The organism is Massilia sp. X63, assembly GCF_041023745.1.
Lineage (GTDB): Bacteria > Pseudomonadota > Gammaproteobacteria > Burkholderiales > Burkholderiaceae_D > Telluria.
This window is the reverse complement of record NZ_JBFTEF010000014.1, coordinates 26,109-46,148: the sequence shown is the minus strand read 5'-3', so window position 1 is coordinate 46,148 and position 20,040 is coordinate 26,109. Positions and strand designations below refer to the sequence as shown.

Below are 20,040 nucleotides of genomic sequence, written 5' to 3'. Positions count from 1 at the left end.
CGCCGAGGGCGCTTACTGCCCGACGTTCGTGTAGCGCGCGTGGATCTCGTCGATGCCCTGCATTACCTCCGCCGGCAGCACCAGGTCCGCCGCATCGATGTTCTCCTTCAGCTGCGTCAGATTCGTGGCCCCGATGATGGTCGAGCCCACGAACCAGCGCGAATAGCACCAGGCCAGCGCCATCTGCGCCGGGCTCAATCCATGTGCGCGCGCCAGCGCCGCATACTCGGCGGTCGCGGCCAGCACCGCGGGCCGCACGTAGCGCGGGCTCCAGTTCTTCGGAAACACCGTCAGCCGGCCGACCGCGTCCGGATCGTCGAGGTACTTCGCCGTCAGCTGCCCGAAGGCCAGCGGGCTGTAGGCCAGCAGGCTCACGCCTTCGCGGTAGCAGGCCTCGTCCATCAGGCTGGTCTCGACGTGACGCGCGGTCAGGTTGTACAGGTTCTGCACGGTGGCGATGCGCGGCAGCCCGCGCAGCTCGGACTGCTTGATGTACTGGCACACGCCCCAGGTGCTCTCGTTCGACACGCCGATGTGGCGAATGGTCCCGGCCCGCACCATGTCGTCGAGCGCGCCGAGCGTCTCGACGATCGGCACCGCCGGCCGTTCGCCGGCCGGATCGAAGCTGTTGGCGCCGAAGATCGGCAGGTTGCGGCTCGGCCAGTGGATCTGGTACAGGTCGATGTAGTCGGTGTGCAGGCGGCGCAGGCTGTCCTCGACGGCGGCGCGGATGTTGGTCGCATCCAGGTTGTGGTTGGCGCCGCGGATCCAGGGCATCATCTTGTTCGGCCCGGCGATCTTGGTGGCCAGCACCACGTCGGCACGCCGCCCGGTCTTTTTCAGCCAGCTGCCGATATAGCGCTCGGTCGAACCTTGCGTATCGGCGCGCGCCATCACCGGGTACATCTCGGCCGTATCGATGAAGTTGATGCCGCGCTCGATCGCATAGTCGAGCTGGCTGTGCGCTTCGCTCTCGGTATTCTGCTCGCCGAAGGTCATGGTGCCGAGGCACACTTTTGACACCATCAGGTCGGTTTGTCCCAGCTGCCTGCGTTCCATGTTGTCTCCTTTAGCGGCGCAGCGCTGCGGCGGCGTCGCGGATCAGTGCCGGGCCGGCATAGATGAAACCGGTGTAGAGCTGCACCAGCTGCGCGCCGGCCGCGATCTTGGCGCGCGCGTCCTCGCCGCGCATGATGCCACCCACCCCGATGATCGGCAGCGCGTCGCCCAGCTCGGCCTTGAGCAGGCGGATCACCGTGTTCGACAGCTCGAACACCGGCGCGCCCGACAGGCCGCCGGCTTCCTCGGCGTGCGGCATGCCCTGCACTGCGGTGCGGCTGAGCGTGGTGTTGGTGGCGATCACGCCGTCGATCTTGTGGCGCAGCAGGGCGCCGGCGATGTTGCGCACCTGGTCGCCGTCGATGTCCGGGGCGATCTTCAGCGCCACCGGCACGTAGCGCTTGTGCTGGTCGGCCAGGCGCAGCTGCTCGTCCTTGAGTTGCGAGAGCAGGGCGTCGAGTTCCGATTCACCCTGCAGCTGGCGCAGGTTCTTGGTGTTGGGCGACGAGATGTTGACCGTCACGTAGCTGGCGTACGGATACACCTTGCGCAGGCAGTGCAGGTAATCGTCGGCGGCGCGCTCGATCGGGGTGTCGGCGTTCTTGCCGATGTTCAGGCCGAGCACGCCCTGCTTGTCCTGGTAGAAGCGGGAGGCCTGCACGTTGGCCACGAAGGCGTCGACGCCGCCGTTGTTGAAGCCCATGCGGTTGATGATGCCCTGCGCCTGCGGCAGGCGGAAGATGCGCGGCTTCGGGTTGCCGCCCTGGGGGCGCGGCGTCACGGTGCCGATCTCGATCGAGCCGAAGCCGAGCGAGGCCAGGCCGTCGATGTAGGCGCCATCCTTGTCGAGGCCGGCCGCCAGGCCGACCGGGTTCGGGAAGGTGATGCCCATGACGGTGCGCGGGTCCGGCGCCGGCCTGCCGGACAATCTGGTCAGGCCGAGCGCGGCGGCGCGGCGCAGCAGCGGCAGGGTCAGGTTGTGGGCTTGCTCGGCGTCGAGCGAGAACAGCAGCGGGCGGGCGAGGGAGTACAGGAGCTTGTCGGACATGGGGGACTCGGAGTAATGACTCCCGCCATTTTACAGCGCCGGAAAGCCGCGGCGGTCCTCAGCGTTCCAGCACGCTCCATACGCCGCCGATGCGCGCTTCCAGCGGACGGAAGTTGATCTTGTAGGCCATCTTCGGGCTCTGCTCGATCCAGTAGCCCAGGTAGACATACTGGAGGCCGAGCTCGCGCGCCTGGTTCACCTGCCACATCACGTTATAGGTGCCGAAGGACGCGCCCGGCACGTCCGGGTCGAAGAAGGTGTAGACCGACGACAGCCCATCGGACAGCACGTCGATGATCGAGACCATGCGCAGGGTGCCGTCGGGTTCGCGGAACTCGACCAGGCGGGTGTTCACGCGGCTCTGCAGCAGGAACTGGGCGTACTGGTCGCGGCTGTCCTGGTCCATGCCGCCGCCGACATGGCGGGTGGTCTGGTAGCGCAGGTAGAGCGCATAGTGCTCGTCCGAGAACGCGAGGTTGGCCACCATCGCCACCAGGTCGCCATGGCGCTTCCAGGCGCGGCGCTGGGTGCGGCTGGGGGCGAAGTCCTCGCACTTCACCCGCACCGGGATGCAGGCCTGGCAGCCGTCGCAGTAGGGGCGGTAGGTGAAGATGCCGCTGCGGCGGAAGCCGTTGCGCACCAGCTCGGAATACACGTCGGCATTGATGAGGTGCGAAGGCGTTGCTACCTGGGAACGGGCCTGGCGCGCATCGAGGTAACTACAGGGATAGGGCGCCGTCGTGTAGAACTGCAGCGTGGCAAAGGGCAGGTCATTTAGGTGCGTCATGCAAAAGCTCTCGAGACGACGTGATGAACCTATTTTAGCGAAATCGGAGACGTATCACTGTTAGTCAGTCAACCGTCCCATGCAAAGGCGGCACCGGCTCCCAGCGGGCGATGGCCGGTTCGCGGATGGCTGCCCGCAAATGCGCCAGGAAGGCGCTGCGCGGGATCGGCGCGGCGCCCAGCGAGGCCAGGTGGCCGGTCTCCTGCTGGCAGTCGATCATCGAGACGCCCTGGCTGCGCAGGAAGGCGACCAGGTAGGCCAGCGCCACCTTGGAGGCGTCCGACACCCGCGCGAACATCGATTCCCCATAGAACATGCGGCCGATGCAGACGCCATAGGCGCCGCCCACCAGCTCGCCATCGAGCCAGACTTCGGACGAGTGCGCATAGCCCATCGCGTGCAGGCCGGTGTAGCCGTCGATGATGTCTTCGGAAATCCAGGTACCCGGTCCGTCCTTGCGCGGCGCGGCGCAGGCGCGCATCACGTCTTCGAAGGCGGTGTCGAAGCGCACGTCCCAGCGCCCCCCCTCGCGCCTGCTGCGCTCGACGCGCTTGAGGGTCTTCTTGAGGCTGTCGCTGATCTTGAAGCGCTCGGGGCGCAGCACCATGCGCGGATCGGTGCTCCACCACAGGATGGGCTGGCCTTCCGAGAACCAGGGGAAAATCCCGTTCTGGTAAGCAAGCAGCAGCCGCTGCGGCGACAGGTCGGCCCCGGCTGCGAGCAGGCCGGGCGCATCGATCGTCAACGCCTCGGACACGTCGGGAAACGGCGATGTCGGCTCGAGCCAGGGAATCATGGCGGCGGGATCAGTCGGGTTCGCGGGGAGCCAGCATCGGGCGCACGATGTCCCGGCTGTGGAAACCGTAGGCGCCGCCCTCGCGCACTTTGACGCGATCGGCAAAAAAGAGTTCCAGCGTGCTGCGCACCGTCGGGAAAGCCAGATCGTCCCAGGGAATCTCGTCCTGCGTGAACAGCTGCACCTCGAGGCTTTCCTCGCCCGGCGCGAAGTCCAGGTTGCGCAGGCGCGCCAGGTAGAACAGGTGCACCTGGTGCACGTGCGCGACATTCAGCAGCGTGAACAGCTTACCGAGCTCGACGTCGGCTCCGGCTTCTTCTTCCGTTTCGCGCAGGGCGGCCTGCTCGGTGGTTTCCTCGTTCTCCATGAAGCCGGCCGGCAGGGTCCAGTAGCCGTAGCGCGGTTCGATCGCGCGCTTGCACAGGAGTACTTGCAGTTTGCCGTCCTGTTCCCAGACAGGAATCGAGCCGACGACCAGCTTGGGATTCTGGTAATGGATGGTATGGCATTGCGGGCAGACGTAGCGCGGCCGGTTGTCGCCGTCGGGAATGGCCAGGGCGACTGGATGGGCGCACTCGGAACAGAATTTCATAGGTCAGCGGCAGGTTGATATTGTGCTTACTTTACACTGATTTGCCCGGCTTATGCCGCCGCGGCCGCGCCTGCGCGTGCACATGGCTGAGCGGCGCCGTACTGCAATTGCACACCCGCGAAGGATTGGGTTTGCCTAAAAGACCGTTTCGGCGTATAATTCATTTCATCAGACGCGGGGTGGAGCAGTCTGGCAGCTCGTCGGGCTCATAACCCGAAGGTCACAGGTTCAAATCCTGTCCCCGCAACCAGAATTCGAAGCCGCTGATCCGCAAGGATCAGCGGCTTTTCACATTCCGGCCCCATTTTCTCCTTCACACGACACAGCTCAAACCGGACGCGTCCGTAGGGAATGTTGTCGCGCCCGCCTTGTCCAACATGCGAAACGGCGGCGCGTGCTCCCATGCGCCTGCCTGCGAACAACAGGACAGACCATGATCAACGTAGACGACATCAACGACGCCTGGGGCTGGGTCGGCTTGACCGCTGTCGAGGTCCTTGGGTCCAATGCATTCGGCAACCTCATCATCCGCGACGACGAGGGGCGCTACTGGCGCCTGCGTCCGCAAGACCTGTGCTGCGAGCCGGTCGCCGACAGCCGCGCCGCGCTCGATGCGCTGGCCTACAACCAGGATTTCCTGAACGACTGGTACATGCCCGAGGTCGTGCACCTGGCCGAATCCACGCTCGGCCCGCTGGCCGAAGGCCGCAAGTACTGCCTCAAGATCCCGAGCGCGCTCGGCGGCCACTACGGCCGCGACAACCTCGCCACGGTGCCGCTGCCGGAACTGATCCGTTTTTCGGGAGAGAGTGCACAGCAGTTCGATGATTTGCCGCGCTGGAATTGATGTCGGCGCGCGTCTTCAGTCGGCTTCATCGCCGAGGCTGGCCCACAGGTAGGCCGCCGCCATCGTGCGCTGCGGTGCGTAGCGTGCCAGCAGGCGCTGCGTGGCCGGGATGTCCGGACGCGCATCGCCGCCGAGCAGGCGGTGGAAGGCGGTGCGGATGGCCACGTCGCCTTCCAGCGAGCAATCCGGGTAGCCGTAGCCGCGCAGCAGCGCGTAGTTGACGGTCCAGGGACCGATGCCCTTGATCGCCAGCAGTTCCTGCGTCACCTCGTCGATCGGCCTGTCGCGATCGAGCACCACGCTGCCGTCGGCCACCAGTCGGGCCAGGCGCAGCAGGGTTTCGGCTTTGGCGCGCGAGAACTTTCGGCTCGTCAGGTCTTCCAGCGCCAGGCGGGCGACGTCGGGGGCTTCCGGATAACACCACAGCCCGCTCGAATGCGCGCGCCCGGCCAGCCCGATGAAGCTGCGGCGCAGCGCGATCGCGAAAGGCAGGTTGATCTGCTGGCCGATTATGGCCCAGGTCAGGGCCTCGAACACGGTGGCCGACTGCACGATGCGCAAGCCGGGCTGGCGCGCCACCACCGGCCCCAGCGCGGGGTCCTCGTGTGCGAAGGCGGCGAAGGCGGCCGGGTCGATGCGCAGGCCGAGGATGTTGAGCAGCGCCTCGCGCGCCTGCGCCATCAGCGCCGGGCCGGTCTCGCCGTCGGCATCCACGCTGCACGCCGCGCGGCCCGGGCCGAGGTCCACGTCCAGCACCACCGGCGTGCCGCCCAGCAGCACGCCCTTGCGCAGCCCATCGGGCCGCACCTGTTCCGCGAGGCCTTCGGCGTCCCGGCTGTGGAAGGCCAGCACGTCCCGGGTGCGGTAGCCGGGCGGCAGGTCGAGCGTGAGCCGGATCTGCATCGCGTTTCCTTACTTGGCCTGCGCGGCCGGAGCGCGCAGGAAGGACGGCACGAAACCGGTCACCAGCGCGGTGCCGACCAGTACGATGCCCGAACCCAGCAGCGTGTGCCAGCCGATCACTTCGTGCAGGAACAGCGCGCCCCACAGGATGCCGAACATCGGGTTGAGGAAGGTCACCGTGAGCGCCGAGGTGGTGCCGACCTCCTCGATCAGCTTGAAGTACAGGATGTAGGCAATGCCGCTGCACAGCACGCCCAGCGCCAGCACCGCGGCCATGATGCCCAGGCTCGGCTCGCCGGGCGAGGGGAAGAAGGCCAGCGCCGGGATCACGCACAGCGTCGCCGCCCACATCGAGCCGTGCGCGTTGGCGAACGGGGCGACCGCCTTGGCCGATTTGGCGTACTGGCTGGCGACGCTGTAGCTGAAGGCCGCCACCAGCGCCGCGGCGATGGCGACCGCGGCGCCCGGGCGTTCCGACACGTGATCGAAGCCGACCAGCAGGCTCACCCCGATGGTGCCGAGCAGCAGGCCGAGCGCGGCGCGCCCGGATACTTTCTGGCGCGCCCACACGGCCCCGACCAGCGCCCCGAACATCGGCGCGGTGGCGTTCAGCACCGACAGCACCGAGGCCGACAGCGTGCGCGCGGCGAAGGCGAACAGCAGGAAGGGCAGGGCCGAGTTGAAGAAGCCCAGCATCAGGTAGTGCCGCCAGTGCCGGCGCAGGTCGAGCGGCGCGCCCTTGCCGCGCTTGTGCATGACCCAGGCCACGGCGGCCAGGAACAGGGCCGCGAACAATACCCGGTATTCGATCAGCACGGCAGGGCCGAGCACGGGCGCGGCGATGCGCATGAAGAGGAAGGAGCCGCCCCAGATGGCGGCCAGCGCCACCAGGCGCAGCATGTTCACGGTATTCATGGGAAGACAGCCAGGGACAAAGCAGCGATTGTGACAGGGCGGGGGCGCTCGCGCCATCCGCTTCTTGCGGTCGAACTCATGCCGCGGCGCTGCGCACGGCCACGCAGGCCGCGCCGGTCGCCGGCTGGGGTGCCGCCGCCTGTGCATGCCGCACCAGCAGCGCGGCCGGCACGCCGTTCTTCACGGCGGTCATTTCGGCCATGATCGAGATCGCGATCTCGCTCGGGGTCTTGCTGCCGATGTAGATGCCGATCGGACCGTGCAGGCGCGCCAGCTGGGCATCGTCCAGGTCGAACAGCTTCAGGCGCTCGCGGCGCTTCTGGTTGTTCAGGCGCGAGCCGATCGCGCCGACGTAGAAGGCGTCGGACCTGAGCGCTTCCATCAGCGCCAGGTCGTCCAGCTTGGGGTCGTGGGTGAGGGCGACCACGGCGCTGCGGGCGTCCAGGCGCGCCTCGATCACCAGGTCGTCGGGCATCATGTGCACCAGCTCGACGCCGGGCAGGTTCCAGCCGCTGCGGTACTCCTCGCGCGGGTCGCACACGACCACGCGGTAGTCCATGCCGCTCGCCACCTGCGCCAGGAAGCGCGACAAGGGACCGGCACCGATGATGAACAAGCGCCAGCGCGGTCCGTGGAGCGTGGCGAGCACGCCGTCTTCCACGCGCTGGACGGCGCCGGCATCGGCACGCGCCAGCGTCACGGCGCCGCTCGCCAGGTCCACGCGGCGCTCGACCAGTTCGCCTTCGTGCAGGCGCGCCAGCAGCTCGCGGATGCGGCTCTCGGGCGTCAGCGGTTCGATCGCCAGTTCGATGGTGCCGCCGCAGGGCAGGCCGAAGCGGTGCGCCTCGTCGGCGCTGATGCCGTAGCTGACGATCTCGGGCCGCGCCAGCTCGATGCCCTTGCTGCGCGCCCGGGCGATCAGGTCGTCCTCGATGCAGCCGCCGGAGACCGAGCCGACCACGGCGCCGTCGTCGCAGATGCCGAGGGTGGCGCCGATCGGGCGCGGACTCGAGCCCCAGGTCTTGATGACCGTCACCAGCTGGCAGCGGCGGCCCGCGGCGAGCCAGGCGTCGCAGGTCTTGAGTACGTCGAGGTCGATGCTGTCCATGGTGCCGGCGGCCTTGGTGAGAGATGAACAATGATACAAAAATCGCGGCAGGCTTGCCGGACGCACAAAACGAATACGGACGCACGCAGCGTCCGTATTCGCCAGGCTCAGGCAGGCATGCTCAGGGCGTCAGCGGCTTGTTGGCCGACTTCCTGGACTTGACCTCGGCCACCGCCTTGTCGATGGCGGCCAGGCGCTGGGGCAGCGCCGGGTGGTTCGCCGTGTGCCCGTTCAGGACCGTCGCCGGATAGGTGTCGGCGAAGCGCTTCCAGAACCCGGCGACGCCGTCGACGCGGTAGTCGGCGCGCGCCAGCAGGTAGACCGCGAGGCGGTCGGCGGTGGTGTCGAGCGTGGCCGGCATCGCCTTGATGCCACCGCTGCCGATCAGCATCGAGGTATCCGGCGCAATGCGGGTGAGGTTGTCGATGATGCTGCCGATGGTGGCGGCATTGCGCTGGCTGGCGGCGTGGCCCAGCATGTTGTGCGCCATCGTGTGCGCCACCACGTAGGCCAGTTCGTCGTCGTTCTGGACGAAGCCCATCATGCCGCGCGTGACCATCACGCGCTGGCCGTCGGCGTAGGCGTTGACGTTGTCGGCGTTGCCCAGTTCGATACCGAAGGCACAGGCGCGCGTCACGGGGATGGTCAGGTCGCGTTGCGCGCCGCGGCGCTCGATGGTCAGCGGCAGGCTGGCCTGCTTCTGCACGATCGGCCCGAACACGGCGCCTGCCTGCGACAGCGCATTCGGACCGGTCGGCAGCGGCTTGCCGCCGGCGGCCACCAGTTCGTCGCCGTTGCGCAGGCCGGCCTTGGCCGCGCCGCTGCCGGCCAGCACATTGGTCACCTGCAGGCGCTCGCCCATGCCAAGCACCATGTGCGCGGCCTCGTTATAGGTGCCCGGGTAGGTGTAGCGGTTCTTGGCGGTGAAACCGAGCAGGTTGCGCGCGTGGCGCGTGCACAGTTCCGCATTGTCGATCAGCAGGGGCGCGGCGACCTTGTACAGGCGCTCCTGCAGGTTCGCCATCTTGGTGAGGGTGTCGGCGGCCGCCGTCATCTCCGGAGTCACTTGCGCAGTCTCGGGGGCCGTCTGCCCTGGCGGGAGCGGCTGGCCCGGCTGCATCGGCCCCTGCGTGGCGCAGGCCGACAGCAATGCGGCGGTGGCAATGGCCAGCGCGCCGCGACGAATATTCGGACGCAAATGGATGCGGAACATGATCCTCCTGATCTCCTGTTGATTGCTCTTATTGTTTGCCGGTGCTGCCGAATCCTCCGGCGCCCCGTTCGCTCGATGCGAACTCCTCCACCACATTGAAGCCGACCTGCAGCACGGGCACGATCACGAGCTGCGCCAGCCGGTCGAGCGGCTGCAGCGTGAAGCTGGCATGGCCGCGGTTCCAGGTCGAGACCATCAGCTGTCCCTGGTAGTCGGAGTCGATCAAGCCTACCAGATTGCCGAGAACGATGCCGTTCTTATGGCCGAGCCCACTGCGCGGCAGGATCATGGCGGCGTAGCCCGGATCGCCGATGTGGATCGCCAGGCCGGTCGGCACCAGCACCGTCTGGCCGGGCTCGATGACGAGCGGGGCGTCGATGCAGGCGCGCAGGTCCAGGCCGGCGCTGCCGGGCGTGCCGTAGCTCGGGAGCAGCTCCTTCATGCGCGGGTCGAGGATCTTGAGGTCGATGTGTTTCATGCTGTTCTTCGTTTGATGCTCAGGTAAGTAAGGAGCGCTGTTCGAGGCGCTTCGCGATTTCGGAAACCAGCTGGCGCGCCAGGCTCAGCTTGTCGGCGCGCGGCAGCACGGTGTGGCCGGTTTCGTCGAACAGGATGATGGTGTTCTCATCCTGCCCGAAGGTCTGGGGCCCGATGTTGCCCACCAACAGGGGAATGCCTTTTTTCTCGCGCTTGGCCGGGCCGAACTCCATCAGGTTTTCCGACTCGGCGGCAAAGCCCACGCAGTAAGGCCAGCCCGAGAGCGAGGTGGTGGCGGCCACCGAGGCCAGGATGTCGGCGTTCTGCACGAACTCCAGCTGCGGCGCGCCGCCGCCTTCCTGCTTCTTGATCTTCTGGCCGCTGGCATTCGCCACCCGCCAGTCGGCCACCGCCGCCACGCCGATGAAGACGTGCTGGCCCTGCACGCCCGCCATCACGGCGTCGTGCATCTGCTGGGCGGTGAGCACGTCGATGCGGCGCACGCCGTGCGGCGTCGGCAGCGAGGTGGGGCCGGTCACCAGGGTGACCTCGGCGCCGGCTTCGCGCGCGGCGCGCGCCACCGCATAGCCCATCTTGCCCGAGGAGAGGTTGGTGATGCCGCGCACCGGGTCGATCGGTTCGAAAGTCGGCCCGGCCGTGATCAGGACGCGCCGGCCGGCCAGCAGCTTGTGCTGGAACGAGGCGATCAGCTCCTCCACCAGTTCGTCCGGCTCCAGCATGCGGCCCAGGCCGGTCTCGCCGCAGGCCTGGGAACCGGCCGCGGGGCCGAACAGGCACACGCCGTCGTCGCGGATCCGGTCCACGTTGCGGGCAGTGGCGGGGTTTTCCCACATCTCGACGTTCATCGCAGGGGCTACCAGCAGCGGCACGCGGCGCGGACGCGCCACGCACAGGGTCGACAGCAGGTCGTCGCAGGCGCCGTGCGCCAGCTTGCGGATGAAGTCGGCCGAGCAGGGCGCGATCAGGATCGCGTCGGCGTCGCGGGTCAGGTCGATGTGGGCCATGTTGTTGGCCATGCGCGGGTCCCACTGGTCGGTGTAGACCGGCTGCCCGGACAGGGCCTGCATCGTCACCGTGCCGATGAAGTGGGTGGCCGCTTCGCTCATCACCACCTGCACGCCCGCGCCCTGCTTGACCAGGGCGCGGCACAGTTCGGCCGCCTTGTAGCAGGCCACGCCGCCGGTCAGGCCGAGGACGATCTTCTTGCCCTTCAGGTCCATGCTCATGATGCCTCCAGGTTCAGCATTGATTCGCCAGGATTACGACTTGTTCACGCGGCGCAGTTCGTCCACGATGAACAGGAACGCGCCGACCGAGATACCGATGTCGGCGATGTTAAAGGCCGGGAAGTGGCCGACGCCCTTCCAGTAGAAATCGAGGAAGTCGATCACGTGGCCGTAGGCCAGGCGGTCGATCACGTTGCCGATGGCGCCGCCCATGATCAGGGCCAGCGCGAAGCAGAACAGGCGCTGGGTGGCGTGCTTCTTCATCAGGTACAGGATGAAGCCGACGGCCAGGAGCGCGATGCCGGTGAAGAGGTAGCGCTGCCAGCCGCCGGCATCGCCCAGGAAGCTGAAGGCGGCGCCCGGGTTGTACACCTTGATCAGGTTGAAGAAGCCGGTCAGCGGCAGCGTCTCGCCGTAGGCGAAAGTGCGCTCGACGGTGAGCTTGGTGACCTGGTCGAACAGGATCACCAGGATGGCGATGCCGAACCAGGGCAGCAGGCTGGCGGAAGGCTTGTAGACAGGCTTGGCGCCCGGCGATGCGGTTTTCTTTTTAGTGGCCATGGTAGAGGAAGTGGTGCCCGTCGCGCCGCGCCCGGTTTCCCAGGCGCGGCGCGGCGGCGGAACCCCGCAAGGGGGAGGTATGCCCAGGTATGCCCAGGTATGCCCGTTACGCGAAGCGGCGCGCTTCGCCGCTGCCGAACAGGTTGCTGGTGCAGCGGCCGCACAGGCCCGGATGCGCGTGGTCGTGGCCGACGTCGCGGCGGTAGTGCCAGCAGCGCTCGCACTTTTCCGCTTCCGACGGGGTCACGCTGACGGCTTCGGCGGCGGCGTCCGCCACCTGCTCGACGCTGGCCTGCGAGGTGATGAACACGAACTTCAGGTCATCGTCCAGGCTCGCCAGCAGCGCGTACTTGTCACCCGCGGCCTTGATCGCCAGCTCCGCCTGCAGCGAGGAGCCGATGGCGCCCGAGGCGCGCACTTCTTCCAGCTGCTTGGTCACGTCGGCGCGCACTTCGCGCAGGGCCGCGTACTTGGCCAGCAGCGCCTCGGCATCGGGCAGCTGCGGGAAGCTCCACAGGGTCTGGGTGAAGATGGTCTCGTCGCTGTCCGCATAGCCCTGCTGGCCCGCGAACACGGCCCAGGCTTCCTCGGCGGTGAAGGACAGGATCGGCGCCATCACGCGCAGCAGGGAATGAGCGATGTGCCACAGCGCGGTCTGGGCCGAGCGGCGCGCCGTCGAATCCACGCCGCTGGTGTACAGGCGGTCCTTCAGGATGTCGAGGTAGAAGCCGCCCAGGTCTTCCGAGCAGTAGTTCTGCAGGCGCGCCACCACCGGGTGGAACTCGTAGCGCTCGAAGTGGCCGGCGATGTCGTCCTGCAGCTGGGCCATGGCGGCGATCGCGTAGCGGTCGATCTCGAGCAGCTCGGCCACCGGCACGGCGTCCTTGGCCGGGTCGAAGTCCGAAGTGTTCGCCAGCAGGAAGCGCAGGGTGTTGCGGATGCGGCGGTAGGCCTCGGTCACGCGCTTGAGGATTTCTTCGCCGATCGACAGCTCCCCGGTGTAGTCGGTCGAGGCCACCCACAGGCGCAGGATGTCGGCGCCGAGCGTATCGGAGATCTTCTGCGGCGCCAGCGTGTTGCCGAGCGACTTGGACATCTTCTTGCCGTTCTCGTCGACCGTGAAGCCGTGGGTCAGCAGCGCCTTGTAGGGTGGACGGCCGTTCAGCATCGAGGAGGTCAGCAGCGACGAGTGGAACCAGCCGCGGTGCTGGTCCGAGCCCTCCAGGTAGAGGTCGGCCGGGAAGGCGGACTGCTCCTTGTGCGAGCCGCGCAGCACGGTCTGGTGGGTCGAACCCGAGTCGAACCACACGTCCAGCGTGTCCTTGTTCTTCTCGTAGTGCGCCGCGTCCTCGCCCAGCAGGGTGGCCGGATCCAGGGTCTGCCAGGCGTCGATGCCGTTCTGCTCGATCAGCTTGGCGACCTGCTCCAGCAGTTCCGGGGTGCGCGGGTGCAGTTCGCCGGTCTCCTTGTGGATGAAGAAGGCCATCGGCACGCCCCACTGGCGCTGGCGCGACAGGGTCCAGTCCGGACGGTTGGCGATCATGCCCTGCAGGCGCGCCTGGCCCCAGTCGGGGAAGAACTTGGTTTCGGCGATGCCGGCCAGCGCGGTTTCGCGCAGGGTGGCGCCGCCATCCTTCGGCGTGATGTCCATGCCGGCGAACCACTGCGAGGTGGCGCGGTAGACGATCGGGGTCTTGTGGCGCCAGCAGTGCATGTAGCTGTGGTCGAACATCTTGAGTTCGAACAGGGCGCCGGCGGCGCGCAGGGCCTCGCAGATCGGCTTGGACGCTTCCCAGATGGTCAGGCCGCCGAACAGCGGCAGGGTCGAGGCGAAGCGGCCGTCGCCCATCACCGGTTTCAGGATCTCGTCGTCCTTCATGCCGTGCGATTTGCAGGACTGGAAGTCTTCCAGGCCGTAGGCCGGGGCCGAGTGGACCACGCCGGTGCCGCTGTCGACCGTGACGTAGTCGGCCAGGTAGACCGGCGACGTGCGGTCGTAGAACGGGTCTTGCGCGTGCAGCGGGTGCTTGAAGCGCAGGCCGCCCAGCTTTTCGCCCAGGGTGGTGGCGATGACCGTGCCTTCCAGCTTGTAGCGCTGCAGCGTGGCTTCGACCAGGTCCTGCGCCAGGATCAGCAGCAGCGCTTGACCGTCGCGCTCGGCCTGCACCAGCGCATAAGTCACTTCCGGATTGACGTTCAGGGCCTGGTTCGACGGGATGGTCCACGGGGTGGTGGTCCAGATCACGATGAAGCCATTGGTAGTGGGCAGCTGCGCCAGGCCGAAGGCGGCCGCGACTTTTTCCGGTTCCGCGAACGGGAAGCCGACGTCGATCGCCGGATCGCGCTTGTCCTGGTATTCCACTTCCGCTTCCGCCAGGGCCGAGCCGCAGTCGAAGCACCAGTTGACGGGTTTCAGGCCGCGGTAGACGTAGCCCTTTTCAAGCAGCGTGCCGAGCGCGCGCAGCTCATCGGCCTCGTTGCCGTAGGCCATGGTCATGTACGGGTTTTCCCATTCGCCCAGCACGCCCAGGCGGATGAAGCCGGCGCGCTGGCGGTCGATCTGCTCGAGCGCGTAGGCGCGTGCTTTCTGCAGCACGTCGGCGGTCGGCAGGTTCTTGCCGAACTGTTTTTCGATCTGGATCTCGATCGGCATGCCGTGGCAGTCCCAGCCCGGCACGTAGGGCGCGTCGAAGCCGGCCATGGTGCGCGACTTCACCACCATGTCTTTCAGGATCTTGTTGACGGCGTGGCCCAGGTGGATGTCGCCGTTCGCATACGGGGGACCGTCGTGCAGGATGAATTTCGGACGGCCGGCGGCCGCTTTGCGGATGCGATGGTAGATCTTCTTTTCCTGCCATTGCTTGACCCAGCCCGGTTCGCGCTTGGCCAGGTCGCCGCGCATCGGGAAAGGGGTATCGGTCATGTTGACCGGATATTTGCTCTCTGGCTTTTTCGCAGCTTTCTGGCCGGCGTTGTTCTGGACTGCGCTTTTCTGGTCTGGCTTGGTATCGGACATAGGGTTCTTCTCTAAGGGATTCGGTTCGGCGCCGCGGCGGGGCGCGGGCGCCGTTGTTCGGTAGCGCGCCTCAAGGAGGCGGGCAATGCGGAAGCGTCAAATTCGGTCGGTCGCGGTGAGGGCGCCGCTGCGGTGCGCAAAAAAGGCGCGTGCCTGGTCGGCGTCGCGTTCGATCGCGGCGGTGAGCGTGGGCAGGTCGACGTATTTTTCCTCGTCGCGCAGCTTGGCCAGGAATTCGACCCGGACCAGCTTGCCGTAGGCGGGCTGGTCGTAGCCGAACACATGGACTTCCAGCAGCATGCGGCCGGCGTCTTCGACGGTGGGGCGCACGCCCAGGCTGGCCACCGCGGGCAGCGGGGCGTCGCAGCCGTCCGCGCCCAGGCCGTGCACCTGCACCACGAAGATGCCGTTCAGGGCAGGACGGTGCGCGACGCGCAGGTTGAGGGTCGGGAAGCCCAGCGTGCGGCCGAGCTTCTGGCCGTGGATCACGTGGCCCGACATGGCGTAAGGATGGCCCAGCAGCTGCTGGGTGGCGCCGAAGTCGCCGGCGGCCAGCGCTTCGCGCACCGCCGACGACGAGATGCGGCGCTCGCCCAGCATGACGGTGTCGAGGGTCTCGACCTGGAAGCCGTACTGCCGCCCGGCTTCCTGCAGCATCGCGATGTTGCCGGCGCGCCGGGCGCCGAAACAGAAGTCGTCGCCCACCATCAGCCACTTCACGTGCAGGCCGTCCACCAGCACGCGCTCGATGAAATCCTGGGGGGACTGGCTGGCGAAATGTTCGTTGAAGTGTTCGACGATGACGCGGTCGATCCCGGCATTCGACAGGTCGCCCAGCTTGTCGCGCAGGTTGGCGATGCGGGCCGGGGCTTTCGACAGGTCGCCCATCCGCCGGGCGAAGTATTCGCGCGGGTGCGGCTCGAAGGTCATCACGGCGGCTTCGAGCCCGAGCCGGGCGGCGGCGCCGCGGACGTGCGCCAACAAGGCCTGGTGGCCGCGGTGGACACCGTCGAAATTGCCGATCGTGAGGGCGCAGGGCGCGCGCGCCCTGTCGTTGGGAAGTCCGCGAAATACCTTCATCAATGGTTCCAATGGCGCAACCGGCCGGTCCGGCGCGAAATACCTGATTATACGGTAACTCGCATGTTGCACAGCAACGATGGCCGCGGGCGGGGGGAGGTGGAGGGTGCGCCGCCGCAAATAAAAACGCCGCCTGCGAGCAGGCGGCGTTGTGCGATCGTTCGATCAGCCCGGCAAATCAGGCGATCGGACGGTTGATCGCCATGATCCAGTAGCGGGCCAGGTCGGCGCTGCCGTCCTTGCCGCCCACGGTCTTGAGCGTGTTGATGGCTTGCTGCTTCTTGCCGGCCGCGGCATAGGCTTCGCCCAGGCGCAGCTTGGCTTCGTCCGGATAGCGCAGGGCGCCGGCCTTGATGGCGGCTTCCATCATCTTCAGGCCCTTGTCGGCCTGGCCGGCTTGCACCAGCGCGTAGCCGAGGCCCACCAGCGCGTCGTTGTCCTTGGCGGCGGTGTATTCGGTTTCCAGGGCGGCGACGCTCTTGTTCTGCTCGGCCATGTTCTTCTCGGCCAGGTCCTTCAGGCGCTTGTGGCGCTCGGCGTCCGCGCCGGTGCCCAGGGCGCCGGCCTTGTAGCCCTTGTCGATGACCTTCAGCGCTTCGGCCGGGGCTTTCGCCTGCAGCACCAGCTGGGCCATTTCCATGAACTCGCTCGGCTTCTTCATCAGGTTGTTGGCCAGCTTGAGGCGGTACACGTCGACTGCCAGGCGGCCGGAGAAGCCCGGTTTGCCTTGCACGCGGTTCAGCAGGTCGTTCCAGTACTGGGCCTTCGGATAGCTTGCGGCCAGCTTCTCGATGGTGTTGACGTAGCCTGCCTTGTCGTTCTTCTTCAGCTGGATGTTGGCCAGCATGCCCAGTTCGTCTTCGCTCAGGCGGCCGTTCTTCTCCGCATTGCGCAGTTCCTGCTCGAGCGCGGCGACATTGCCCTGCTTGTAGTAGTTCTGCAGCAGGTAGGCGCGCAGCTTCGGATCGTTGCCCTTTTGCAGCAGTTTCTTGATGGTGTCATTTGCCTTGTTCAGGTCGCCGGCGCGCATGTAGATGCCGACCAGGCCTTCCGAGAACTGCGAGCGCTCACCGGCGCTCAGCTTGCCCGAATCCAGCAGCTTTTCGAACGAGCTGGCGGCGGTGTTCCAGTCGCCCGCCGAGGACGCCGCCGAGGCGCGCACGCGCTCGATCAGGAAGCGTTCGTCGTCGGTTTTCGCAGCCTTGTCCGCATCGCGCAGGGCAGCCAGTGCACCCTTGGCGTTGCCCTGTTTCATCAGGGTCTGCGCCTGTTGCAGCGGCTTGCCGACTTCCGGACGCAGGGAGACCGCGGCGTGCACAGGTGCCAGGCCGACGACCGGCAGGGCGGCGGTGAAGCCGAGAGCGGCCAGCGCGAGGCCAAAGTGTGCGAGACGGAATTTAATCATCTGAAAACATCCTTCTTCAAAATGGACACGGCAGGGAAACCCTGCCGTGTTGGTCATACATGGATCGATTACTGGAACTGCTCGTTACCGACCATGCCGATCTTGGTGACGCCGAGACGCTGCGCAGTTGCCATGACGCCGGCAACCACCTTGTACTCGACCAGCTTGTTCGGACGCAGGTGCACTTCCGGCTGGTCAGGCATTGCTGCCACTGCATTCATCTTGGCTTCCAGGTCCTGACGACTTGGCACGACCTGGCCATCCCAGAGGATGGTGCCGTCGAAGTCCACGTCAATCGTCACCACCACCGGCTGGGTGGTCGACGGTGGCGGGGTGCCGACCGGCATGTTCAGATTGACCGAGTGGTTTTGCTTCGGAATCGTGATAATCATCATAATGATGAGAACGAGCAGGACGTCGATCAGCGGCGTCATGTTCATTTCCATCATCGGTTCCGGATCAGCTCCTTTGGCGGAGCCCGAACCTACGTTCATGCCCATGGTGTTTCCTTTTCAAATGTTGGGGTCACGGACGCGATATCAAGGTCTTCCGTAGAAAACCCCGATATCGCGGACAGGACGTTAGCCCTTGTCAGGCGGTTCGATGACGAAACCGACCTTCTGAATCCCAGCACGCTGAGCCGTGTAAATCACGCGGCCGATCGCTTCGTAGCGCGATGCTTGGTCGCCACGAACTTTCACTGCCGGCTGCGGCACTTTCACCGACTGCTCCGCGAGGAACTTGAACAGTTCGTCCGTGTTCGCGATGCGCGTCTGGTTGTAGTACATCTCGCCATCTTTGTTGATGGTGATGTTGACGTCTTCCGGCTTGGTCTTGGTGACCTGGTTCGTTTCCGCAGGCAGGTTCACTTTCTGCAGATTCAGCACCACCGGGCTGGTGATCAGGAAGATGATCAGGAGAACCAACATGATGTCCACGAGGGGCGTCGTGTTGATCTCCGACATCACGGCATCTTCATCTCCGGAATCGGAGCCGACACTCATCGACATGATTAGCCAGCCTTCTTAGCACCAGCGGCAGCGTTCGAGGTCGACATGGCACCCGAGATCAGGACCGAGTGAACGTCGGCCGAGAACGAACGGATGTCTTCCATGACCGACTTGTTACGACGAACCAGCCAGTTGTAACCCAGAACCGCCGGGACTGCAACGAACAGACCGAATGCGGTCATGATCAGTGCTTCACCCACCGGGCCTGCCACTTTGTCGATCGATGCGTTACCCGACATACCGATGGCGGTCAGCGCGTTGTAGATGCCCCAGACGGTACCGAACAGACCGATGAACGGCGAGGTCGAACCGACGGTTGCCAGGAACGACAGGCCATCTTGCAGACGCGACTGGACGCGGTCCACGGCGCGCTGGATCTGCATGGTCACCCAGGTCGACAGGTCGATCTGCTCGAGCAGGGCGCCGTCGTGGTGCTGGGTTGCCTTGGTGCCGGTTTCAGCGATGAAGCGGAACGGCGAGCCTTCTTTCAGCTGTGCCGAGCCAGCGGCGATCGACGGCGCTTTCCAGAACTTGGCCGAAGCTTCCTTCGACTGGCGCATGATCTTCTGCTGGTCGATCAGCTTGGTGATGATGATGTACCACGAACCCATCGACATCAGCGACAGGATGATGATGGTGCCCTTGTTGACGAAGTCGCCTTCTTCCCACATGGCGGCGAAGCCGTACGGGTTGTGCACTTCTTCGGTGGCGCCTTCAGCGGCAGCCGGGGCGGCAGCGTCGCCAGCCGGAGCGGCGGCAGCGTCGCCAGCCGGTGCAGCAGCTGCGTCGGCAGCCGGTGCAGCCGCGTCAGCCGCCGGAGCAGCAGCGCCTGCGGCAGGAGCGTCAGCGAAGGCCGGTGCGGAGACCAGGGCCGTTGCTGCCGTTACCGAGAACAGGACAGCCGCGAGCATAGCGGACAAACGGGTATTCTTAAACATGCTTCCTCCAAAAATATAAAATAGACAGTTCGCTGAACTATTGACAACGAAAATCATAGAGTTGAGACGGTGTTCTGTCTCGGTTTTATTCCAGCGTCCAGACGTACTGCACCGCTGTCCACGCCTGTTGCGGCTGGCCATCAACCATGGCCGGCTTGAATCGGCATTTGCTCAGGGCTGCTTGCGCTGCCCGGTCCAGATCGCGGAAGCCACTCGACTTCTGCAGTTTGGAATCCATCACGCGACCATCGACACCAATCAGGAACTGCAGGGTCGTGGTACCCGTTTCTTCGTTACGCTGCGACGAACGCGGATATTCCGGACGTGCGCAAGTGTTGAAGTCTGCAACCGCTTCGGTACGGCTCGGACCACGCGGTGCTGCAGGCGGGGCCGGCGGCGCCGGAGGTGCCGGAGGTGCCAGCGAGGTGGTCGGCGGCGGCGTATTGGTCGCGGTGGTGATCGCGTTTGCCGGCGGCGGCGGTTGCTGCACCTGCACTTCGACCGGTGGGATGAAAGGCGGTGGCGGAGCCTTCATTTCCGGCGGTGGCGGCGGTGGCGGCGTTTCCGGCGGTGGCGGCGGCTTCACCTCTTCAATCAGTTTCGTTTCCACAGCCTCGGTTACCTTGCTTACGATCCGGGTGCCCAGGCCATTGATGACTGCCCAAGCTACCAGAACGTGCAACAGGATAACAATGGCGAGACCTGTGAAGTTCTTTCCCGGGTTCTTCTCATGCGAAAAATTCATGCCATCTTTCTCCAATACCAACTCTTTTTTGTTGCCACTAAACCCACTAAACACGACAAAAACCTAGGGCCGCATCCGGGACATCAAAGAATTATACCTACGAATTCTTTTTTGAGGAGACATTTTTATATCCCCGAAAGCATCGTATCTGCCTGTAAAAACAGGCAAAGCGGCTCATCTATACAAGCCCTGCGGCCCCGCGTGTGTGGTCCAGAAAGCACTGATGATTTGTAAGTTTATGTAGCTGTTCTCCTCCATCTGTGGATCGTCAGGCATGGATGCCGGTTTTACCA

20 protein-coding genes and 1 tRNA gene are annotated in these 20,040 nt (G+C 65.7%); 2 read left to right on the top strand and 19 right to left on the bottom strand.

All coding sequences use genetic code 11. The annotated features are described in order from the left end of the window. Window positions 1–12 precede the first annotated feature (12 nt). The 5 genes from AB3347_RS21575 to AB3347_RS21555 all read right to left on the bottom strand — a co-directional run bounded on the left by AB3347_RS21575 (window position 13) and on the right by AB3347_RS21555 (window position 4,282). Entirely contained in the window at window positions 13–1,059 is a 1,047-nt protein-coding gene (locus AB3347_RS21575; protein ID WP_369093772.1) for an aldo/keto reductase, read from the bottom strand. Window positions 1,060–1,069: 10 nt separating this feature from the next. Continuing rightward, complete coding sequence (locus tag AB3347_RS21570) at window positions 1,070–2,107, bottom strand: quinone-dependent dihydroorotate dehydrogenase (protein ID WP_369093771.1); 1,038 nt, start codon at window positions 2,105–2,107, stop codon at window positions 1,070–1,072. Window positions 2,108–2,165: 58 nt separating this feature from the next. Further along, the gene (locus tag AB3347_RS21565; protein WP_369093770.1) at window positions 2,166–2,894 is read right to left on the bottom strand and encodes an arginyltransferase; all 729 of its coding nucleotides are present in this window, start codon (window positions 2,892–2,894) and stop codon (window positions 2,166–2,168) included. 64 nt (window positions 2,895–2,958) lie between these two features. Beyond that, entirely contained in the window at window positions 2,959–3,690 is a 732-nt protein-coding gene (gene aat, locus AB3347_RS21560) for a leucyl/phenylalanyl-tRNA--protein transferase (RefSeq protein ID WP_369093769.1), read from the bottom strand. A 10-nt stretch (window positions 3,691–3,700) separates the two neighbouring features. After that, on the bottom strand, window positions 3,701–4,282 hold the full coding sequence (locus tag AB3347_RS21555) for an NUDIX hydrolase (RefSeq protein ID WP_369093768.1): 582 nt from the start codon (window positions 4,280–4,282) through the stop codon (window positions 3,701–3,703). A gap of 173 nt (window positions 4,283–4,455) precedes the next feature. On the opposite strand from AB3347_RS21555, the gene AB3347_RS21550 reads away from it, so the two are divergent. Together AB3347_RS21550 and AB3347_RS21545 are read left to right on the top strand one after the other, a co-directional pair. Next, a tRNA-Met gene (locus AB3347_RS21550) sits at window positions 4,456–4,532 on the top strand. 183 nt (window positions 4,533–4,715) lie between these two features. Continuing rightward, on the top strand, window positions 4,716–5,129 hold the full coding sequence (locus tag AB3347_RS21545) for a T6SS immunity protein Tdi1 domain-containing protein (protein ID WP_369093767.1): 414 nt from the start codon (window positions 4,716–4,718) through the stop codon (window positions 5,127–5,129). A 15-nt stretch (window positions 5,130–5,144) separates the two neighbouring features. Here AB3347_RS21545 and AB3347_RS21540 read toward each other — a convergent pair whose 3' ends face one another. The 14 genes from AB3347_RS21540 to AB3347_RS21475 all read right to left on the bottom strand — a co-directional run bounded on the left by AB3347_RS21540 (window position 5,145) and on the right by AB3347_RS21475 (window position 19,747). Beyond that, window positions 5,145–6,032 carry a DNA-3-methyladenine glycosylase gene (locus AB3347_RS21540; protein ID WP_369093766.1) on the bottom strand — a complete coding sequence of 296 codons (888 nt, stop codon included), beginning with the start codon at window positions 6,030–6,032 and terminating at the stop codon, window positions 5,145–5,147. Window positions 6,033–6,041: 9 nt separating this feature from the next. Beyond that, window positions 6,042–6,947 carry a DMT family transporter gene (locus AB3347_RS21535; RefSeq protein ID WP_369093765.1) on the bottom strand — a complete coding sequence of 302 codons (906 nt, stop codon included), beginning with the start codon at window positions 6,945–6,947 and terminating at the stop codon, window positions 6,042–6,044. A gap of 76 nt (window positions 6,948–7,023) precedes the next feature. Continuing rightward, entirely contained in the window at window positions 7,024–8,055 is a 1,032-nt protein-coding gene (locus AB3347_RS21530) for an XdhC family protein (RefSeq protein ID WP_369093764.1), read from the bottom strand. 121 nt (window positions 8,056–8,176) lie between these two features. Beyond that, entirely contained in the window at window positions 8,177–9,268 is a 1,092-nt protein-coding gene (locus AB3347_RS21525; RefSeq protein WP_369093763.1) for a M48 family metalloprotease, read from the bottom strand. 28 nt (window positions 9,269–9,296) lie between these two features. Further along, complete coding sequence (gene dut, locus AB3347_RS21520; RefSeq protein ID WP_369093762.1) at window positions 9,297–9,746, bottom strand: dUTP diphosphatase; 450 nt, start codon at window positions 9,744–9,746, stop codon at window positions 9,297–9,299. Between the two features lie 19 nt (window positions 9,747–9,765). Continuing rightward, window positions 9,766–10,986, bottom strand: coding sequence for a bifunctional phosphopantothenoylcysteine decarboxylase/phosphopantothenate--cysteine ligase CoaBC (gene coaBC / locus AB3347_RS21515; protein WP_369093853.1), 1,221 nt, complete (start codon window positions 10,984–10,986; stop codon window positions 9,766–9,768). 39 nt (window positions 10,987–11,025) lie between these two features. Beyond that, window positions 11,026–11,553: a signal peptidase II gene (gene lspA / locus AB3347_RS21510; RefSeq protein WP_369093761.1), complete on the bottom strand. Its 528-nt coding sequence runs from the start codon at window positions 11,551–11,553 to the stop codon at window positions 11,026–11,028. Window positions 11,554–11,659: 106 nt separating this feature from the next. Then, a complete protein-coding gene (ileS, locus tag AB3347_RS21505; RefSeq protein WP_369093760.1) occupies window positions 11,660–14,569 on the bottom strand; it encodes an isoleucine--tRNA ligase in 2,910 nt (969 codons plus the stop codon). Window positions 14,570–14,665: 96 nt separating this feature from the next. Beyond that, complete coding sequence (locus tag AB3347_RS21500; protein ID WP_369093759.1) at window positions 14,666–15,649, bottom strand: bifunctional riboflavin kinase/FAD synthetase; 984 nt, start codon at window positions 15,647–15,649, stop codon at window positions 14,666–14,668. A 178-nt stretch (window positions 15,650–15,827) separates the two neighbouring features. Further along, window positions 15,828–17,054 carry a tetratricopeptide repeat protein gene (locus AB3347_RS21495; protein ID WP_369093758.1) on the bottom strand — a complete coding sequence of 409 codons (1,227 nt, stop codon included), beginning with the start codon at window positions 17,052–17,054 and terminating at the stop codon, window positions 15,828–15,830. A gap of 68 nt (window positions 17,055–17,122) precedes the next feature. Continuing rightward, window positions 17,123–17,554: an ExbD/TolR family protein gene (locus tag AB3347_RS21490; protein WP_369093757.1), complete on the bottom strand. Its 432-nt coding sequence runs from the start codon at window positions 17,552–17,554 to the stop codon at window positions 17,123–17,125. Window positions 17,555–17,635: 81 nt separating this feature from the next. Then, on the bottom strand, window positions 17,636–18,064 hold the full coding sequence (locus tag AB3347_RS21485) for an ExbD/TolR family protein (RefSeq protein WP_369093756.1): 429 nt from the start codon (window positions 18,062–18,064) through the stop codon (window positions 17,636–17,638). 2 nt (window positions 18,065–18,066) lie between these two features. Continuing rightward, window positions 18,067–19,002 (bottom strand): MotA/TolQ/ExbB proton channel family protein, encoded by a 936-nt coding sequence (locus AB3347_RS21480; protein ID WP_369093755.1) that lies wholly within the window; start codon window positions 19,000–19,002, stop codon window positions 18,067–18,069. Window positions 19,003–19,087: 85 nt separating this feature from the next. Next, window positions 19,088–19,747, bottom strand: a complete 660-nt coding sequence (locus AB3347_RS21475; RefSeq protein WP_369093754.1) for an energy transducer TonB — start codon at window positions 19,745–19,747, stop codon at window positions 19,088–19,090. Window positions 19,748–20,040 lie beyond the last annotated feature (293 nt).

Excerpts from the sequence above, each read along its gene's own strand:
- AB3347_RS21575 (WP_369093772.1), bottom strand. The coding sequence starts at position 1,059 with ATGGAACGCAGGCAGCTGGGACAAACCGACCTGATGGTGTCAAAAGTG.
- ileS (WP_369093760.1), bottom strand. The coding sequence starts at position 14,569 with ATGTCCGATACCAAGCCAGACCAGAAAAGCGCAGTCCAGAACAACGCC.
- AB3347_RS21565 (WP_369093770.1), bottom strand. The coding sequence starts at position 2,894 with ATGACGCACCTAAATGACCTGCCCTTTGCCACGCTGCAGTTCTACACG.
- lspA (WP_369093761.1), bottom strand. The coding sequence starts at position 11,553 with ATGGCCACTAAAAAGAAAACCGCATCGCCGGGCGCCAAGCCTGTCTAC.
- AB3347_RS21490 (WP_369093757.1), bottom strand. The coding sequence starts at position 17,554 with ATGGGCATGAACGTAGGTTCGGGCTCCGCCAAAGGAGCTGATCCGGAA.
- coaBC (WP_369093853.1), bottom strand. The coding sequence starts at position 10,986 with ATGGACCTGAAGGGCAAGAAGATCGTCCTCGGCCTGACCGGCGGCGTG.
- AB3347_RS21535 (WP_369093765.1), bottom strand. The coding sequence starts at position 6,947 with ATGAATACCGTGAACATGCTGCGCCTGGTGGCGCTGGCCGCCATCTGG.
- AB3347_RS21485 (WP_369093756.1), bottom strand. The coding sequence starts at position 18,064 with ATGTCGATGAGTGTCGGCTCCGATTCCGGAGATGAAGATGCCGTGATG.
- dut (WP_369093762.1), bottom strand. The coding sequence starts at position 9,746 with ATGAAACACATCGACCTCAAGATCCTCGACCCGCGCATGAAGGAGCTG.
- AB3347_RS21475 (WP_369093754.1), bottom strand. The coding sequence starts at position 19,747 with ATGAATTTTTCGCATGAGAAGAACCCGGGAAAGAACTTCACAGGTCTC.
- AB3347_RS21525 (WP_369093763.1), bottom strand. The coding sequence starts at position 9,268 with ATGTTCCGCATCCATTTGCGTCCGAATATTCGTCGCGGCGCGCTGGCC.
- AB3347_RS21530 (WP_369093764.1), bottom strand. The coding sequence starts at position 8,055 with ATGGACAGCATCGACCTCGACGTACTCAAGACCTGCGACGCCTGGCTC.
- aat (WP_369093769.1), bottom strand. The coding sequence starts at position 3,690 with ATGATTCCCTGGCTCGAGCCGACATCGCCGTTTCCCGACGTGTCCGAG.
- AB3347_RS21495 (WP_369093758.1), bottom strand. The coding sequence starts at position 17,054 with ATGATTAAATTCCGTCTCGCACACTTTGGCCTCGCGCTGGCCGCTCTC.
- AB3347_RS21545 (WP_369093767.1), top strand. The coding sequence starts at position 4,716 with ATGATCAACGTAGACGACATCAACGACGCCTGGGGCTGGGTCGGCTTG.
- AB3347_RS21570 (WP_369093771.1), bottom strand. The coding sequence starts at position 2,107 with ATGTCCGACAAGCTCCTGTACTCCCTCGCCCGCCCGCTGCTGTTCTCG.
- AB3347_RS21540 (WP_369093766.1), bottom strand. The coding sequence starts at position 6,032 with ATGCAGATCCGGCTCACGCTCGACCTGCCGCCCGGCTACCGCACCCGG.
- AB3347_RS21480 (WP_369093755.1), bottom strand. The coding sequence starts at position 19,002 with ATGTTTAAGAATACCCGTTTGTCCGCTATGCTCGCGGCTGTCCTGTTC.
- AB3347_RS21500 (WP_369093759.1), bottom strand. The coding sequence starts at position 15,649 with ATGAAGGTATTTCGCGGACTTCCCAACGACAGGGCGCGCGCGCCCTGC.
- AB3347_RS21555 (WP_369093768.1), bottom strand. The coding sequence starts at position 4,282 with ATGAAATTCTGTTCCGAGTGCGCCCATCCAGTCGCCCTGGCCATTCCC.